We start from the raw sequence: 17,090 nt of genomic DNA, 5'->3' as shown, positions 1-17,090 counted from the left end.
ATTTGGGCAATAAATTATGTTGGGAAATTAGGTCTCGCTGCTGGATTCGACGTTGCTGGTTTTGGTTTTGCAGGCGTCGCAGTAGGCTTTGTCGCTGGTTTTGCAGCAGGCGTTGAGCGTGTTGGTGTAGTACGGCTCTTCTGAGCGCGATTTACCTTCTGAGGACGAGCACGCTCTACAACTGGGGCACTTTCCTGATTTTTTTCAACCAAAACTGCTGCTGGCATTGCTTGTCTAACTGCGTCAGTAAAACTTTTCGCAACAGGATAGGTTTTATCCTCAGTCAAATATCTCATTTCACGCGTACGCATTTTATTCAATGCATCAGATGCTAAGCCAATTCCTGCAAGGAATTTGACATCTGTTAATTCATTGCTTTGGATGTTTTGCGTTTCTAAATAATTGACAATTTGGATGGCTTTATCATTTTTTCCAATTTGCTGAAACTTTTCTGCCGCTGAGACCAACAGCTTGTTTTTATTGTCTTTATTTTTCTTATCACACAATTGTGAATAGACCGCCAACAACTCAGGATTGGTTTCTCCCTCGACCATTGGGTAATCTTTTATACAGGATCTTTTTAGTTTGATTTCATCATCCGCGTAGACCAATGTAGTCGCCAATGATGCTCCAAGAACTAAAATATATGGAATAAAATTCTTCAAAATCCAACCTCAATATTTACTTGATTCAGTTATTCAATAGATTTACTTTTGATGTTTTATAAATATGTATAATTAAGCAATTTCGTTAAAGACTTAAAAATAAGACTAAAAAAACGTGCTCTCGTCAAGTTAAATTTCGTATCAATATTTTAACCGTTTGATAAAAATGACTTTTTTAATTGGTTGTATAATATACATAATATCCTGTCTTCACAAAAGTTTTTTTTTATGTAAAATATTTCCAGTGATTTTTAAAAAATTATTAAATATTTGATTTCAATATACTAATTTTAATGCCAACTTTATAGGCTAGAAAATTTAGAATTTATTTGCCTAGAAATAAAGTTTTTTGAGAGAGACAGAAAATGACAGATCTAAAAGTTTTGATTAAAAAGTTATCAGCATCTTCACGTACATCTTTAGAACAATCCGCCAATTTATGTGTAAACCATCAAAATTTTGAAATCGAAATCGAACATTTTTTTGTCAAATTATTAGAACAACAATCCAATGATCTTGAACTTCTACTTAATAAATACAAAATTTCAAAAGATGCACTTTTAACGGATTTATTAGAGTGTATTTCTCAACTTCCTAAAGGAAATACCCGCACACCTATTTTTTCCAAATCAATTGTTAGACTTCTAGAGCAAGCTTGGTTACTTGCTTCGGCTGAACCAGACCCAGTGATCCGAAGCGGTCATTTATTGATTGCGCTTTTAACAGCATCTGATCTTTATCAAATTGCCATTCGAGCATCGAGTTTATTTGATCTGTTTCCAATTGATACGATGAAGCATAAATTTTTGGAAATTTGTGTAAACAGCGCCGAAAATATTCCAACAACCGCTCAAGAACAAGAAGCTGAACTTAAGAATCAGCCAACAGACCATTCTGCTTCGAGCAAAAAGACACCTGCATTAGATCAGTTCACCATTAATTTGACTGAAAAAGCCCAAAAAGGTGGGATTGATCCAGTCATTGGTCGTGAATATGAAATCCGTTTAATGCTTGATATCTTAATGCGTCGTCGTCAAAACAACCCTATTTTAACGGGTGAACCTGGTGTGGGTAAAACCGCAGTTGTGGAAGGTCTGGCATTAAAAATTTCACAGAACCAAGTGCCCGATGCGTTAAAAAATGTCCAATTACACTCTTTGGATATGGGCCTGTTACAAGCGGGTGCAAGTGTTAAAGGTGAGTTTGAAAACCGCTTAAAACAAGTGATTCAAGAAGTACAACAGTCTTCTCATCCAATTATTTTGTTTATTGATGAAGCTCACACCATGATTGGTGCAGGCGGCCAAGCTGGGCAAAATGATGCTGCGAACTTATTAAAACCTGCACTTGCACGCGGTGAGTTACGCACAATTGCGGCAACAACTTGGGCTGAATATAAACAGTATTTTGAAAAAGATGCTGCTTTAAGTCGTCGTTTCCAGGTAGTCAAAGTAGAAGAGCCAACGGAAGAAGTCGCGATCGATATGCTACGTGCCATGATTCCAGTGATGGCCAATCACTTTAATTTACGCATTGATGATGAAGCGATTATCACCGCTGTTCATTCTTCACATCGTTATATTAGTGGCCGCCAACTCCCAGATAAAGCCATTAGTGTGCTTGACACTGCTGCGGCTCGTGTTGCGCTAACCCAAAATGCTCAACCGGTCAAACTCGATCAACTTAAAGCACAACAACATAATTTAAATCTTGAATTCAATATTATTGAAAATGAACACCGCCACCAGCCAATTCATGAAGAACGTTTAGCTCAGTTAACATCATCATTGGAATTGCTTGATCAAGAAATTCAGCAAACAGAACAACAATGGCAAGCTGAATTGGCACTGATTCAAAAAATCCAAGCATTAGAAACTGCTGAGCAGGCTGATTCCAACAAAGATGAGATTCTCAGTACACGTACGCAGCTCTCTGAGCTACAAGGTCAGCAACCATTGGTCTTTGAACGTGTAAATGCCCAAATTATTAATGAAATTATTTCAGACTGGACGGGTATTCCTGTTGGCAAAATGGTCAATGATGAAATTAAGCAAATTCTCAGTCTGGAAGAAAAACTTGAAAAACGAGTGATGGGACAAGATTATGCCCTACATCAATTGGTTCAAGGTATTAAAACATCAAAAGCACGTTTAGAAGATCCAAATAAACCACAGGGTGTTTTCATGCTTGTTGGTCCAAGTGGTGTGGGTAAAACAGAAACTGCCTTAGCACTTGCCAATGAACTCTATGGTGGTGAGTCACATTTAATCACTATCAATATGTCTGAATACCAAGAGGCGCATACGGTTTCTTCACTTAAAGGCGCGCCTCCAGGATATGTCGGGTATGGTCAAGGCGGTGTTTTGACTGAAGCCGTTCGACGTAATCCGTATAGCGTTGTGTTATTAGACGAGATTGAAAAAGCACACAGCGATGTCCAAGAACTGTTCTACCAAGTTTTTGACAAAGGTACGCTCGAAGATGGTGAAGGTCGTGTGATTGATTTTAAAAACACCACGATATTACTGACGTCAAACACGGGCTCAAATGCCATCATGCAGGCATGCCTAAATCAACCTGTCGAAGAATGGCCAAGTGCTGAAGAGCTGACTGAACAACTCAAACCAAGCTTATACAAACAATTTAAGCCGGCATTCTTAGGCCGTATGCGAATTGTCCCTTATTTCCCACTACATGATGATCTGTTAGTCAGAATTATTGAGCATAAACTAGGAAAAATTACAGCACGACTCGAAAAACAGTATGAAACCAAAGTGACATATAGCGATGATTTAATCGAATTAATTCTAAGTCGTTGTACTGAAGTTGATAGTGGCGCTCGTAATGTTGATAACATTTTAAATGCCTCAGTGTTGCCTGCTTTGGCCACTGAAATATTGGTGGCTTTGGCTGAACAAAAAATACCAAAAGTCATTCATATTGATACGAAAGATGATGAAATCATTTACCTATTAGATCCACAAGCGAAGCCAGCAAAGAAAAAGTCGAGCAAAAAGTCAAAAGTTGTGGAAGCTTAAATATATACGAGTATAGAAAATGGATATAAATTTAGACGTCTTATTAGAGCCTATTTCTGATGCTCATCCGTGTGGAGAAGATTTATCTTTTTCCAATGAGTTTCACGAAATTAAAAAAGCACGTACCCATGATGATCCTTTATTAGACCAAGGTGATTGGATTTCTGAGCCAAAGCAAGCCGACTGGTCATTTGTTGCAGAAAAATCAATCCAATTACTCACGCAAAAAACCAAAGATATTCGTTTATTAACATGGCTTACTGAAGCTTGGACAAACCTCTATGGCTTTGAAGGTCTAATCAAAGGACTGGAACTGAGTCACCGTGTTTTAGAACAGTTCTGGTTAAAGATTCATCCTGAAATTGAAGATGACGACTTAGATCAACGCCTAGGCTTACTGCAAGGTTTTACCACCCAATTACCGAGCTTGGTAAAGAATGTTCCGCTCATCAACATTCAACCATTTTATTCACTTGCCCAATACGAAAAATTCTTACATTTACAGAATAATCGTCGTAAGCAAGCCGAAGATTCTGACAGTGTAGAAGCGTCCTTAGAATTAGATCAATTCAATCAGGCGCTATTCAACACCTCACGCACTTTTCAATATCAAAATTATCAGCAATTTCAAGAAATTTTGCAGCATTGGAATATTATCAAACAAACATTAGATGCACTGATGGAGCTGGAAGCACCAAGTTTTGCGAGCATCGATTCACAGTTTGAAAATATTCAAATGAATCTGAAAAAAATCTATAAAGCAGACTCATTTGGAAACAACACCAATACAGCTGCAGTTGAAGATACCCCAGCTCAAATGACAATGCCAGTAACAGAAACAACGCATTCAGCGCCAATTCCACAAGCGCAAACATTTCAACCTCAACCACAAAGCCATTTACAAAACCGTGAACAGGCAATGCGGGTTTTACAAGAGATTGCCGATTACTTTCAAACCAATGAGCCGCATAGTCCTGTGAGTTATATGCTGCAAAAAACAATTAAATGGAGCCAAATGCCTTTACATGAATGGTTAACTCAAGTCATTAAAAATGATAATCCCCTTGATTCTATTCAAGAATTATTGGGCGTAAACCAAAATAATGAATCTTCTGAATGGTAATCATCTATGTTTAAAGCAGAAAAAGTTCTTTGGGGTGAAGGTTTATTTTTAAGACCACAACACTTCCAATTACAAGATACGTATCAAGAACAACGACTTAACCACACCATTCGTTCAACGATTCCTTATCCTTATGGAATTAAAAATCTTCGATTTGACGAAACACAGCTGGGCACACATGTGCTTGCTTTAGAGCAAATTGATATGATTTGGCAGGATGGTGAAATTTACCAAGCGCCGGCCAAAGATCTGTTACCACAACCGATTTTATTGGATGAACTGAACTTACGTGGGGAAATGTTAATCTACTTAGCATTGCCTATTTTACAACCGAATAAGAAGAACATCTCTGATGAACAGGATAAACAACCTGCTCGCTACCATTCATATTTGAATGAAACTCACGATCTTTTTACAGACGCATCCCCTGCTGAAATTACATTTCTTCGACGCCGAACTGAATTTAAACTTTTTGATGTTCAAGCAGATCCAAATCAAGATTTAGATGGTTTTTTATATCTCGCCATCGGAAAAATTCGACGTCATAGTTCAGGGAATTTTGAGATTGATTCAAAATATATCCCACCAATTTTACATATTCAGTCAAATGAAACCTTATTGGCAAATTTGAAGCGAACGTTGAACGTTGTTCGTGCCAAAATTAAAATGATTCAAACCAATAACCGTGAAAATGAACAAAAGCTCATAGAGTTTAGATCGGGTGATATTGTTTCATTCTGGTTGGTCAATGCACTAAATACTGCTCATGCGACCTTGAATCATCTGTTACAAAATCCACAGATTCACCCTGAAAAATTATTTTTTGAACTTTTGCGTTTAACGGGTTCATTGCTAACATTCTCGACCGCATACGAAGTTGAACATTTGCCACAATATCAACATCATAACTTGCAAGATAGCTTTAGCCAGCTTGATAAAATTTTACGCGAATTGCTCGACACGATTATTTCAAGTCGTTATATCAGTATTGCGCTAAAAGAAATTCGCCCATCTTATTGGGTCGGAAGCTTAGAAACAGATAAAATCACTAAAGAATCAAGACTTTATATCGCTGTTTCTAGTAGCATGATGCAAACCCATGAACTGATTCAAATTGTCCCACTGCGTTTCAAAGTCGGGAATACTGTCGATGTTGAACAACGTGTTGTTGCAGCACTTCCTGCAATCCCAATTCATCATTTAGTCCAAATTCCAACTGCTATCCCGGTACGTTCTGGTGTGAATTATTTTGAAATTGAACCACATCATGAAATGTATCAACGTATGCTTGATTCTGAAACCATCTGTATATATGTCCCTGCAGGTTTCCAAGATATCAGTATTGAATTAATTGCAGTGATGAATGGTTAAGCGAGGAGTATGTCATGAGCCAGAATAATATTGCCCCCTCACTGTTTGATGATGGACAAATTGGTGGAGGTTCTTTACCGCAACAATCCAAAATCACACAAGCAACCAATTTAGTCGATCTTCTACATGACGGATTTTATATTGTTTTCTTATTGAAGAATCAGTATGTGCCAGAAAATGCAAACGGCTTTAAAGACAAAATTTTAGATTTGTTGAATCGTTTTGAACACCAAGCAAAAAAACTGCAGTTTTCTCCTGAAGATATTCATGATGCAAAATATGCATATTGCGCCTTAATTGATGAAACCATTGTTACTCAACAAGATCCATCATTCTTTAATCTACAAAATCATTGGTTAATCAGTCCACTCCAATTAACTTTATTTGGTTCACAGCTTGCAGGTTATCGTTTCTTTGAGTTTCTCGAACTGATTCGTGCTCGTGGTAAAGAAAGATTGGCTTCTCTCGAAGTTTTTCATTATTGCTTATTGCTCGGTTTCCAAGGTAAGTATCGTATTGAATCAATTGAAAGTTTAAATCATCTTGTGGCACGAGTCGGTGATGAAATCGATTATTTAAAAGGCAAAAAGACGGCCTTTTCTCCTTTTGCGGCTTTACCAGATCAAATCAAAAATATTATTCATAAAGAATTACCCTTTGTTTGGATTTTAATTTTCCTGTTGTTATTTGCTGTACTGGCTTTCGCTGGCCTAAAATTCATGTTGAATAAGACGGAAAATGCTTCTATTGCGAAATTTAATAATGTGATTTCTGCACCTGCTGAACAAGCACATATCACTATTCAATTGCCTTGACAGGTTGAATTATGACACAAGAAAAACAAACATCTATTCGTATATTACAAAGTAAACCCGCTAAAAAAACATTGGGGAAATCGTCTGTTTTTCTACTTGGTTTAATTGCTGGGATGGTTATTTCTGCTATTTTCTTTTTTGTTTTTATCAATATCAACCCAACAGAAAATACCAGTACCAATACGGATTCGGTTGCAACACAAGAACCTGAACTACGCGATGTGCATGCTGAAGAAACAGCAACCAATCATCACGATGAAAATGCTGGTGCATATAAGCAGCATATAAATGAAAAAGATTTCAATCAGATTTTTAAACATGAAAATAAGGTTGCTGCTCAGAAAAATCCAAATCCGAATGCCTCCCCGTTTGAACAAATGCTAAAACCAGAGGCGAAACCAGCAGTGCCACCGCCAGCTGCAATAACCGCAAAACCAGTACCAAAAGCGAAAGTAGAAGCAAAAGCAGAAACTGCGGCTAAACCTACTGAAAAAGAAGCCGCACCTAAAAAAGAGGAAGCGCAAGAAGCTTCCCCTGAAGGTACCGTGAAAATGACGATAGACCGTAAAGTCATAGAAAACAAACCATGATTTTGTTTGTTGTCATTTGTTTTATCTTTTTGGTGCTTGGTCTAACTTTTCTGATGTCTTATGAAATTAGACATAAAACTTTAGACTACCTTAAAGCACTTTTACCGCAAGGTAAGAGAAAGCTGGCTTCTGCAAAGCACTTTGCAGAACAAATGAATCAAGCAGCCTCAGCCAATCAAACCCAAACCCATTGGCATTTACAGCAATGGTGGATTTTGATTGCGGGTTTCTTTTTACTTTCCAGCATTCTTGTTTTTGCATTTACACGACCAATTGATCCGACAAAGGTTGAAGCAGAATATTTAAGAAAAACTGACCCTCAAATTTATGCGCTATTAAATGGTGAGGTTTTAACCCCTCCTCCAGCAGTGGATGAAAGCTTAATTGATGCTGCGATTGTTCAAGCACAGATATTGGAAAGAGAAAATCCTGTTCCAAATCATCAATTTCCGAGTGTAAATCCATCAGCTATAGATAATGAAGGGATTGGAGATCAACGTAGCAGCTTCGATACAGCAATGGTTGACCGTAAATGGGACAAAATGCATCCAAGTTATAAGCAGCGTTTACTCATGGTCTTTAAAATCATGAAAGAGCGCCATGGTTATGAAATGGTGCTTTTAGAAGGTTATCGTAGTCCAGAACGTCAAACTCGTTTATCTGGCAATACAGCCACGACTTTAGCCAAAGCCTATCAAAGTTATCATCAATTTGGTTTAGCAGCCGATGTTGCCTTTAAACGAGATGGTAAAGTTGTTATTTCTGAACGAGATCCTTGGGCATGGAAAGGTTATCAATTGTATGGGGTTGTTGCTGAATCTGTAGGTTTAACATGGGGTGGACGTTGGACACGCATTCACGACTATGGTCATACTGAGTTCCGTATGCCAGGACTGCGTAAAAACCGTGAATCTGCTGAACGCTTGATTGCTGAAGCACAAGGCAAAGGACTTATGGCAAATAATATCGATGTAAATTAATAGCCATGTTGTCTGTGTAGGAAAATGCTTACAGCAATCACAGCGATTGTCATCTATACGATCAAAGCAGAGTCTTATATTCTATAGTTATAGGGAACAGGAAGTTTCCCAGACATAAAACAACAATAAAGCGTCTGAGCATCAGGAACGTGAGATTCGACAGGAGTCAGATCTAACACACCAATACGAAGAAAACCCCATCAGGATGATGGGGTTTTCTTTTTATATCTATAGAATATCTGATTCACATCATATTGTTTGAGAATCTATAAACCATTTAAATACGAAATAATCTGTTGATTTTCAGCCATTTCTGCGAGCTCTAATGCGGTAAATTGGCTTTTATAGTCTTTGTTTGCGCCTTTAGAAATCAATAATTTAACGATATCTAAATGATCATTTTCCGCCGCAGCTTGTAGCGCACTATAGCCTTCATCATCAGTTTGATTGACATCAACACCTTGTGATAATAGTTGTTCGACCTGTTCAAACTCTCCTAAAGATGCAGCATACACCAGTTCAGGAAGATGTAATTCTTCATCATTATTAGGAAGCGGTGAGAATGAGCTAAGTTTCATAAGAAATACCAAATTTTTGTTCAATTATTATTTAGCTAAAAATTTTAAAGGTCAACAGTTCATTATTCAATGAATTCAGTGATCAATTAACTTAATATAACGAGATCTATTTCATTTCGCTAATCAACACCACACATAAAAAAACACCCCGCTCTCGTTAGAGATCGGGGTGTTTTAGATTTAAAAGCTGGCGATGACTTACTCTCACATGGGTAACCCCACACTACCATCAGCGCTAAGAGGTTTCACTTCTGAGTTCGGGAAGGGATCAGGTGGTTCACTCTTGCTATTGTCGCCAGCAAACTGTTATGGACTTGTTCGGGTCTTATTTAAATGCCTTACTTCGTACCAAATGAGTTTAACAGAACATTTGAGTTGAATAGTTTAACTAGCTTTACAACTAAATCAAGTATGTTTGATCTTTTATGAATCAAATGATGCTTCGTATACAACTGCTTGGGTGTTGTATAGTCAAGCCTCACGAGCAATTAGTATTGGTCAGCTTCATGCGTCACCGCACTTCCACATCCAACCTATCAACGTCGTAGTCTTCAACGGCTCTTTAGAGGACATAAAGTCCTAGGGAAATCTTATCTTGAGGTAGGCTTCCCGCTTAGATGCTTTCAGCGGTTATCCCTTCCGAACATAGCTACCCGGCGATGCGACTGGCGTCACAACCGGTACACCAGAGGTTCGTCCACTCTGGTCCTCTCGTACTAGGAGCAGATCCTCTCAAATTTCCAACGCCCACGGTAGATAGGGACCGAACTGTCTCACGACGTTCTAAACCCAGCTCGCGTACCTCTTTAAATGGCGAACAGCCATACCCTTGGGACCTGCTTCAGCCCCAGGATGAGATGAGCCGACATCGAGGTGCCAAACACCGCCGTCGATATGAACTCTTGGGCGGTATCAGCCTGTTATCCCCAGAGTACCTTTTATCCGTTGAGCGATGGCCCTTCCATACAGAACCACCGGATCACTAAGACCTACTTTCGTACCTGCTCGACTTGTGGGTCTCGCAGTTAAGCGCGCTTTTGCCTTTATACTCTACGCGTGATTTCCGACCACGCTGAGCGCACCTTCGTACTCCTCCGTTACTCTTTAGGAGGAGACCGCCCCAGTCAAACTACCCACCAGACATGGTCCTCGTCCCGGATAACGGGACAGAGTTAGAACCTCAATATTACCAGGGTGGTATTTCAAGGATGGCTCCATAGCAACTGGCGTCACTACTTCAAAGCCTCCCACCTATCCTACACAAGTAAGATCAAAGTTCAATGTCAAGCTGCAGTAAAGGTTCACGGGGTCTTTCCGTCTAGCCGCGGGTACACCGCATCTTCACGGCGATTTCGATTTCACTGAGCCTCTGCTGGAGACAGCGCCCCCATCATTATGCCATTCGTGCAGGTCGGAACTTACCCGACAAGGAATTTCGCTACCTTAGGACCGTTATAGTTACGGCCGCCGTTTACTGGGGCTTCGATCAAGAGCTTCGCTTACGCTAACCCCATCAATTAACCTTCCAGCACCGGGCAGGCATCACACCCTATACGTCCACTTTCGTGTTTGCAGAGTGCTATGTTTTTAATAAACAGTTGCAGGGGCCTGGTTTCTGTGGCTGCCAATAGCTCAAGGAGCAAGTCCTATCACCGTCAGCAGCGTACCTTCTCCCGAAGTTACGGTACCATTTTGCCTAGTTCCTTCAGCAGAGTTCTCTCAAGCGCTTTGGTCTACTCGACCTGACCACCTGTGTCGGTTTAGGGTACGATTCCTGTGTAACTGAAGCTTAGAGACTTTTCCTGGAAGCATAGTATCAGCCACTTCGCTAGTAAACTAGCTTGCTATCAGCTCTCAGCATAGAGCACCCCGGATTTGCCTAAGATGCATGCCTACTGCCTTTCACCTGGACAACCAACGCCAGGCTGACTTAACTTTCTCCGTCCTCTCATCGCATTACACAGAAGTATTGGAATATTAACCAATTTCCCATCGACTACGCCTCTCGGCCTCGCCTTAGGGGTCGACTCACCCAGCCCCGATTAACGTTGGACTGGAACCCTTGGTCTTTCAGCGAACGGGTTTTTCACCCGTTTTGTCGTTACTCACGTCAGCATTCGCACTTCTGATACCTCCAGCATACTTCTCAATACACCTTCATCGGCTTACAGAACGCTCCCCTACCACGTATACATAGTATACATCCGCAGCTTCGGCATATAGTTTTAGCCCCGTTACATCTTCCGCGCAGGCCGACTCGACTAGTGAGCTATTACGCTTTCTTTAAAGGGTGGCTGCTTCTAAGCCAACCTCCTAGCTGTCTATGCCTTCCCACATCGTTTCCCACTTAACTATAATTTGGGGGCCTTAGCTGGCGGTCTGGATTGTTTTCCTCTTGACTACGGACGTTAGCACCCGCAGTCTGTCTCCCGGATAGTACTCATAGGTATTCGGAGTTTGCATCGGTTTGGTAAGTCGGGATGACCCCCTAGCCGAAACAGTGCTCTACCCCCTATGGTATTCGTCCGAGGCGCTACCTAAATAGCTTTCGGGGAGAACCAGCTATCACCGAGTTTGATTAGCCTTTCACCCCTATCCACAAGTCATCCCCTGGCTTTTCAACGACAGTGGGTTCGGTCCTCCAGTTAGTGTTACCCAACCTTCAACCTGCTCATGGATAGATCACCCGGTTTCGGGTCTATACCCAGCAACTAAACGCCCTATTAAGACTCGATTTCTCTACGGCTCCCCTATGCGGTTAACCTTGCTACTGAATATAAGTCGCTGACCCATTATACAAAAGGTACGCAGTCACCGAACAAGTCGGCTCCCACTGCTTGTATGCATGCGGTTTCAGGATCTATTTCACTCCCCTCACAGGGGTTCTTTTCGCCTTTCCCTCACGGTACTGGTTCACTATCGGTCAGTCAGGAGTATTTAGCCTTGGAGGATGGTCCCCCCATATTCAGACAAGGTTTCACGTGCCTCGCCCTACTCGTCATCATTATATGTGCCCTTTCGTGTACGGGACTATCACCCTCTACGGTAGCACTTCCCAGAGCTTTCCGCTAAAACACATATAACTTAATGGGCTGATCCCCGTTCGCTCGCCGCTACTGAGGGAATCTCAATTGATTTCTTTTCCTAAGGGTACTGAGATGTTTCACTTCCCCTCGTTCGCCTCGCATGACTATGTATTCATCATGCGATACCTACCTTATGGTAAGTGGGTTTCCCCATTCAGAAATCTCCGGATCACAGGATATTTGCCGCCTCCCCGAAGCTTATCGCAGGCTATTACGTCTTTCATCGCCTCTGACTGCCAAGGCATCCACCACATGCACTTAATTACTTGACTATACAACCCCAAACAGTCGTTAATCCCTACAAGGAGGATCAACAATGTGAACTTAATCACTTCTATTTGTTGCCTGTGAATTTAATCACCATACAGCTTCAATTTAATTCATATACCAAAACGCTTGATTCAGTTTTATCGCTAGTGCTCATTTCATTCAACATTAACAATTACTTGCTAACATCAACTAAAACGAGTTTAAACAATTATTTCAACTCAAATATATTCTGTTAATGATTCACTACCGCCTCGTCAGCAAGTAGTTAACTGTGATAAATCACAGAAGTTAATAAACTCAATGTTCATTAAATTCTATAATCAATCTTATCTTTCAAATGGGTGCCTGCGCGAAGCATAGCTTCTTGCTTAAATTTTCGGACAAAGCGTTGCTTTGTTTTTCCTCAAATTTGGTGGAGACTAACGGAGTCGAACCGTTGACCTCCTGCGTGCAAAGCAGGCGCTCTACCAACTAAGCTAAGTCCCCAGCTTAAGATCTTAATATATCTGCTCTTCTGTGTTCAGTAGACTTGGTGGGTCTGACAAGACTTGAACTTGTGACCCCACGCTTATCAAGCGTGTGCTCTAACCAACTGAGCTACAGACCCTCAGATACATCAATGAAGAACAACTTGTTGTGGATTCTTACCAATCGTCAATCTTTCGTTAAGGAGGTGATCCAGCCGCAGGTTCCCCTACGGCTACCTTGTTACGACTTCACCCCAGTCATCGGCCACACCGTGGTAAGCGTCCTCCTTACGGTTAGACTACCTACTTCTGGTGCAACAAACTCCCATGGTGTGACGGGCGGTGTGTACAAGGCCCGGGAACGTATTCACCGCGGCATTCTGATCCGCGATTACTAGCGATTCCGACTTCATGGAGTCGAGTTGCAGACTCCAATCCGGACTACGATCGGCTTTTTGAGATTAGCATCCTATCGCTAGGTAGCAACCCTTTGTACCGACCATTGTAGCACGTGTGTAGCCCTGGTCGTAAGGGCCATGATGACTTGACGTCGTCCCCGCCTTCCTCCAGTTTGTCACTGGCAGTATCCTTAAAGTTCCCACCCGAAGTGCTGGCAAATAAGGAAAAGGGTTGCGCTCGTTGCGGGACTTAACCCAACATCTCACGACACGAGCTGACGACAGCCATGCAGCACCTGTATGTAAGTTCCCGAAGGCACCAATCCATCTCTGGAAAGTTCTTACTATGTCAAGACCAGGTAAGGTTCTTCGCGTTGCATCGAATTAAACCACATGCTCCACCGCTTGTGCGGGCCCCCGTCAATTCATTTGAGTTTTAGTCTTGCGACCGTACTCCCCAGGCGGTCTACTTATCGCGTTAGCTGCGCCACTAAAGCCTCAAAGGCCCCAACGGCTAGTAGACATCGTTTACGGCATGGACTACCAGGGTATCTAATCCTGTTTGCTCCCCATGCTTTCGTACCTCAGCGTCAGTATTAGGCCAGATGGCTGCCTTCGCCATCGGTATTCCTCCAGATCTCTACGCATTTCACCGCTACACCTGGAATTCTACCATCCTCTCCCATACTCTAGCTTCCCAGTATCGAATGCAATTCCCAAGTTAAGCTCGGGGATTTCACATCCGACTTAAAAAGCCGCCTACGCACGCTTTACGCCCAGTAAATCCGATTAACGCTCGCACCCTCTGTATTACCGCGGCTGCTGGCACAGAGTTAGCCGGTGCTTATTCTGCGAGTAACGTCCACTCACTGTAGGTATTAACTACAGGAGCCTCCTCCTCGCTTAAAGTGCTTTACAACCATAAGGCCTTCTTCACACACGCGGCATGGCTGGATCAGGGTTCCCCCCATTGTCCAATATTCCCCACTGCTGCCTCCCGTAGGAGTCTGGGCCGTGTCTCAGTCCCAGTGTGGCGGATCATCCTCTCAGACCCGCTACAGATCGTCGCCTTGGTAGGCCTTTACCCCACCAACTAGCTAATCCGACTTAGGCTCATCTATTAACGCAAGGTCACAAGTGATCCCCTGCTTTCCCCCGTAGGGCGTATGCGGTATTAGCATCCCTTTCGAGATGTTGTCCCCCATTAATAGGCAGATTCCTAAGTATTACTCACCCGTCCGCCGCTAGGTCAATCACCGAAGCAATCTCCCCCGCTCGACTTGCATGTGTTAAGCCTGCCGCCAGCGTTCAATCTGAGCCATGATCAAACTCTTCAGTTAAAAATCATTAGTGACTTAAGGTCACAATTCTGGCTCATCAATGTACTGACAAATTCTCTCAAATAAACTTCGAGTAATTTAAACCAATCAATCAATGATAATATTTCGATCAATCAATCAGTAAAAATCCACACAAGTTGTTCTTCATATTCTCTTAATGATTAATTTATCACTTCGTCAGTGATAAATAAGACGCAATAAACATTTAACAACTTAACCCTCTAAGCTAAGTTCGTTTGCTGTATCGCGTCGGGATGAGCTCATTATAGGGCAATTTTTTACACACGCAAGTGCTTTTAACTGATTGTTTTATTGAGTGTTGTATTTTTATGCACTGTTTTGGTTCATTTTTAGGCTTTTTGTCGCGTAAGCTTTTAATATTAAAGCAGAAATATGAACAAAATATTTCTGCTTTATTTTTTAACTATTTTTTCACATTTGTTTTTATTGTTTGAATACTGATGATTTTTACAGCTTGTTTAGGTACATCTTGGTGCATACCCACTGTTTGTGTTGGTGTCTGTACGATTTTATCGACGATATCCAGTCCTTGTGTCACCTTACCAAATACGGCGTACCCAGGGTTTCCAGCAGACTTATTTAAAAAGTCGTTATTTGCAACATTAATAAAGAATTGACTGGTTGCAGAGTTTGGCGCATTAGTCCGTGCCATAGCCAAAGTCCCACGAACGTTCTTTAAGCCATTGCTAGATTCATTCTGGATCGCTGGTTGAGTAGCCTTCTCTTTCATGTTGCTATCAAAGCCACCGCCTTGAATCATAAAACCAGGGATAACACGATGGAAAATGGTGCCGTTGTAAAATTGACTATTTACATAGCTCTTAAAATTTTTTACTGATATCGGTGCTTGATCATCATAAAGCTCTATATTGATGTTGCCTAAATTGGTTTTAATTTGCATATCTGTATTGGCGAACGCTTGATTCACTAAAACCACTAAAGCAAGACCGATGCCTATTTTTTTGATCATTCTCTTTTCCTTAAACATTTTAAATTAATAAGCCTCTCATAGTAGTCTGCTTTTATTCTGTTGAAAAATGACATTTAAACACGTTTACCAATACTCAACAGTATTCACGACTATATCTATATAGCTGTCATAAGCCTTATTGGTTGTTGAATATGTTGATGATGCTTTATCAACAAAAGAACTGTATGGATAAATCCGTGTGCTTAGCCTTTATAGAACAATTATTCTTATTTGATTATTTTTTAATCAGTCACTTTTGTTCCACGTGAAACAAAAGTGACTTGTACAAGTGGATATTATGTTATTGCTTATCCCAGAATTTACGGAACTCTTTACTCATCTCTATAACGTATTTTTTAGCTTTACGTGAAACAGGGGTTAAGTTAATAAATCCGTGGGTTTGATCTTCATAATCCTGATAATGAACCTTTACCCCATTTTGACGTAACTTATAAGCATAAATTTTACCTTCATCATGCAAAAGATCATGTCCAGCCGTTACTACAAATGCAGGGGCAAGTTTCTTTAGCTGGCCATTGGTGGGTGAAATGATTGGATCATCCAATGCCATATTAAAACGTGTCGCATAATAGTCGGTCACATAATCAATATCTGAGCCTGTCAACACCAAGCCATCTTTATAAGCAAAGAAAGATGGATGTCGACTCTTAAAATCAACGGCAGGATAAATCAAGAACTGGGCTTGAGGCGCAAACACTGTATTGACTGTGCGTTGTGCAACAACAGCGCTAATATTTCCGCCCGCGCTATCTCCTGCAACCGCAATCCGGTTTTTGAGAATTTTAAATTGACGGCGATTTTGATACACCCAAGCCAAAGCATCTTCACAAGATTGAATTAAGTCACGTGGGCCAACCTCAGGTGCGAGTGGATATTCAATACTTAAAACCTGAACTTTTGCATGAGCAGCAATTAAGCGACACACTTCATCATGGGTGTCTACACTACCTACCACAAAACCACCGCCATGATAAAATACAATCATTGGCAATTTTTTATTTGGTGCAGGATGGTAATGGCGTGCATAGACGCTGCCACTTTGCAGCGGAAGACGAATATCTTCAACAAATTGGATATGGGTCGGTTTGTTTATAATAGATTGCATTTGTGATTCAAATTGCTTTCTAGAGCGCTCTACATCTGCGCCAATAAAACCCACTTTGCCCTGTTTAAGTTGAGCTGCCATCAAACATTTGGTGAAACTATCCAATTGAGGAAACTGGTACGGGTAACCCAATAACTTGGTTAATGACTCTTGAGCGAATGTAGGCAAACGATCTAAAGCCCTACCTGCCGAACCCTGCCCTTTTTCGACTAAATCATGAATACTACGTTGAAAAGCAACCATTACTTCTTC

General features: G+C 41.1%; 10 protein-coding genes, 2 tRNA genes and 3 rRNA genes. 6 read left to right on the top strand and 9 right to left on the bottom strand.

Annotated features, from left to right (window positions below):
* Positions 1-14: 14 nt before the first annotated feature.
* Positions 15-665 carry a hypothetical protein gene (locus ACQ7EO_RS00140; RefSeq protein WP_244016019.1) on the bottom strand — a complete coding sequence of 217 codons (651 nt, stop codon included), beginning with the start codon at positions 663-665 and terminating at the stop codon, positions 15-17.
* 365 nt (positions 666-1,030) lie between these two features.
* On the opposite strand from ACQ7EO_RS00140, the gene tssH reads away from it, so the two are divergent.
* From tssH to ACQ7EO_RS00110, 6 genes are read left to right on the top strand one after another with little or no spacing between them, the layout of a single operon-like run.
* Positions 1,031-3,703, top strand: a complete 2,673-nt coding sequence (gene tssH / locus ACQ7EO_RS00135; protein WP_151803466.1) for a type VI secretion system ATPase TssH — start codon at positions 1,031-1,033, stop codon at positions 3,701-3,703.
* A 19-nt stretch (positions 3,704-3,722) separates the two neighbouring features.
* The gene (gene tssA, locus ACQ7EO_RS00130) at positions 3,723-4,826 is read left to right on the top strand and encodes a type VI secretion system protein TssA (RefSeq protein ID WP_004723563.1); all 1,104 of its coding nucleotides are present in this window, start codon (positions 3,723-3,725) and stop codon (positions 4,824-4,826) included.
* Positions 4,827-4,832: 6 nt separating this feature from the next.
* Entirely contained in the window at positions 4,833-6,197 is a 1,365-nt protein-coding gene (gene tssK / locus ACQ7EO_RS00125; RefSeq protein WP_004823587.1) for a type VI secretion system baseplate subunit TssK, read from the top strand.
* A gap of 14 nt (positions 6,198-6,211) precedes the next feature.
* Complete coding sequence (gene icmH / locus ACQ7EO_RS00120; RefSeq protein ID WP_004723567.1) at positions 6,212-7,012, top strand: type IVB secretion system protein IcmH/DotU; 801 nt, start codon at positions 6,212-6,214, stop codon at positions 7,010-7,012.
* 11 nt (positions 7,013-7,023) lie between these two features.
* Positions 7,024-7,602 (top strand): hypothetical protein, encoded by a 579-nt coding sequence (locus ACQ7EO_RS00115; protein ID WP_434278655.1) that lies wholly within the window; start codon positions 7,024-7,026, stop codon positions 7,600-7,602.
* Positions 7,599-8,582 (top strand): M15 family metallopeptidase, encoded by a 984-nt coding sequence (locus tag ACQ7EO_RS00110; RefSeq protein ID WP_004823585.1) that lies wholly within the window; start codon positions 7,599-7,601, stop codon positions 8,580-8,582. The genes ACQ7EO_RS00115 and ACQ7EO_RS00110 overlap by 4 nt, the downstream gene beginning before the upstream one ends.
* A gap of 266 nt (positions 8,583-8,848) precedes the next feature.
* Here the strand turns inward: ACQ7EO_RS00110 and ACQ7EO_RS00105 are convergent, their stop codons facing one another.
* The 8 genes from ACQ7EO_RS00105 to ACQ7EO_RS00070 all read right to left on the bottom strand — a co-directional run bounded on the left by ACQ7EO_RS00105 (position 8,849) and on the right by ACQ7EO_RS00070 (position 17,081).
* On the bottom strand, positions 8,849-9,160 hold the full coding sequence (locus ACQ7EO_RS00105; RefSeq protein WP_434278654.1) for an ankyrin repeat domain-containing protein: 312 nt from the start codon (positions 9,158-9,160) through the stop codon (positions 8,849-8,851).
* Between the two features lie 185 nt (positions 9,161-9,345).
* A 5S ribosomal RNA gene (gene rrf / locus ACQ7EO_RS00100) occupies positions 9,346-9,460 on the bottom strand.
* A gap of 167 nt (positions 9,461-9,627) precedes the next feature.
* A 23S ribosomal RNA gene (locus tag ACQ7EO_RS00095) occupies positions 9,628-12,518 on the bottom strand.
* Positions 12,519-12,926: 408 nt separating this feature from the next.
* Positions 12,927-13,002 (bottom strand) — tRNA-Ala (locus ACQ7EO_RS00090).
* 44 nt (positions 13,003-13,046) lie between these two features.
* A tRNA-Ile gene (locus tag ACQ7EO_RS00085) sits at positions 13,047-13,123 on the bottom strand.
* Between the two features lie 59 nt (positions 13,124-13,182).
* Positions 13,183-14,721 (bottom strand): 16S ribosomal RNA (locus ACQ7EO_RS00080).
* Together the 16S, 23S and 5S rRNA genes with 2 tRNA genes alongside form the textbook arrangement of a ribosomal RNA operon.
* Positions 14,722-15,145: 424 nt before the next feature.
* Positions 15,146-15,712 (bottom strand): peptidylprolyl isomerase, encoded by a 567-nt coding sequence (locus tag ACQ7EO_RS00075; protein WP_004718908.1) that lies wholly within the window; start codon positions 15,710-15,712, stop codon positions 15,146-15,148.
* Between the two features lie 301 nt (positions 15,713-16,013).
* Positions 16,014-17,081: an alpha/beta hydrolase gene (locus tag ACQ7EO_RS00070; RefSeq protein ID WP_004718910.1), complete on the bottom strand. Its 1,068-nt coding sequence runs from the start codon at positions 17,079-17,081 to the stop codon at positions 16,014-16,016.
* Between the last annotated feature and the right edge of the window lie 9 nt (positions 17,082-17,090).

The organism is Acinetobacter sp. CE-15 (assembly GCF_051059255.1).
In the GTDB taxonomy this organism is placed as follows: Bacteria; Pseudomonadota; Gammaproteobacteria; order Pseudomonadales; family Moraxellaceae; genus Acinetobacter; species Acinetobacter guillouiae.
The sequence above is the reverse complement of the archived record's forward strand: the minus strand, read 5'-3'. Positions and strand labels throughout refer to the sequence as shown.

Excerpts from the sequence above, each read along its gene's own strand:
- tssH (WP_151803466.1), top strand. The coding sequence starts at position 1,031 with ATGACAGATCTAAAAGTTTTGATTAAAAAGTTATCAGCATCTTCACGT.
- tssA (WP_004723563.1), top strand. The coding sequence starts at position 3,723 with ATGGATATAAATTTAGACGTCTTATTAGAGCCTATTTCTGATGCTCAT.
- tssK (WP_004823587.1), top strand. The coding sequence starts at position 4,833 with ATGTTTAAAGCAGAAAAAGTTCTTTGGGGTGAAGGTTTATTTTTAAGA.
- icmH (WP_004723567.1), top strand. The coding sequence starts at position 6,212 with ATGAGCCAGAATAATATTGCCCCCTCACTGTTTGATGATGGACAAATT.
- ACQ7EO_RS00115 (WP_434278655.1), top strand. The coding sequence starts at position 7,024 with ATGACACAAGAAAAACAAACATCTATTCGTATATTACAAAGTAAACCC.
- ACQ7EO_RS00110 (WP_004823585.1), top strand. The coding sequence starts at position 7,599 with ATGATTTTGTTTGTTGTCATTTGTTTTATCTTTTTGGTGCTTGGTCTA.
- ACQ7EO_RS00105 (WP_434278654.1), bottom strand. The coding sequence starts at position 9,160 with ATGAAACTTAGCTCATTCTCACCGCTTCCTAATAATGATGAAGAATTA.
- ACQ7EO_RS00075 (WP_004718908.1), bottom strand. The coding sequence starts at position 15,712 with ATGATCAAAAAAATAGGCATCGGTCTTGCTTTAGTGGTTTTAGTGAAT.
- ACQ7EO_RS00070 (WP_004718910.1), bottom strand. The coding sequence starts at position 17,081 with ATGGTTGCTTTTCAACGTAGTATTCATGATTTAGTCGAAAAAGGGCAG.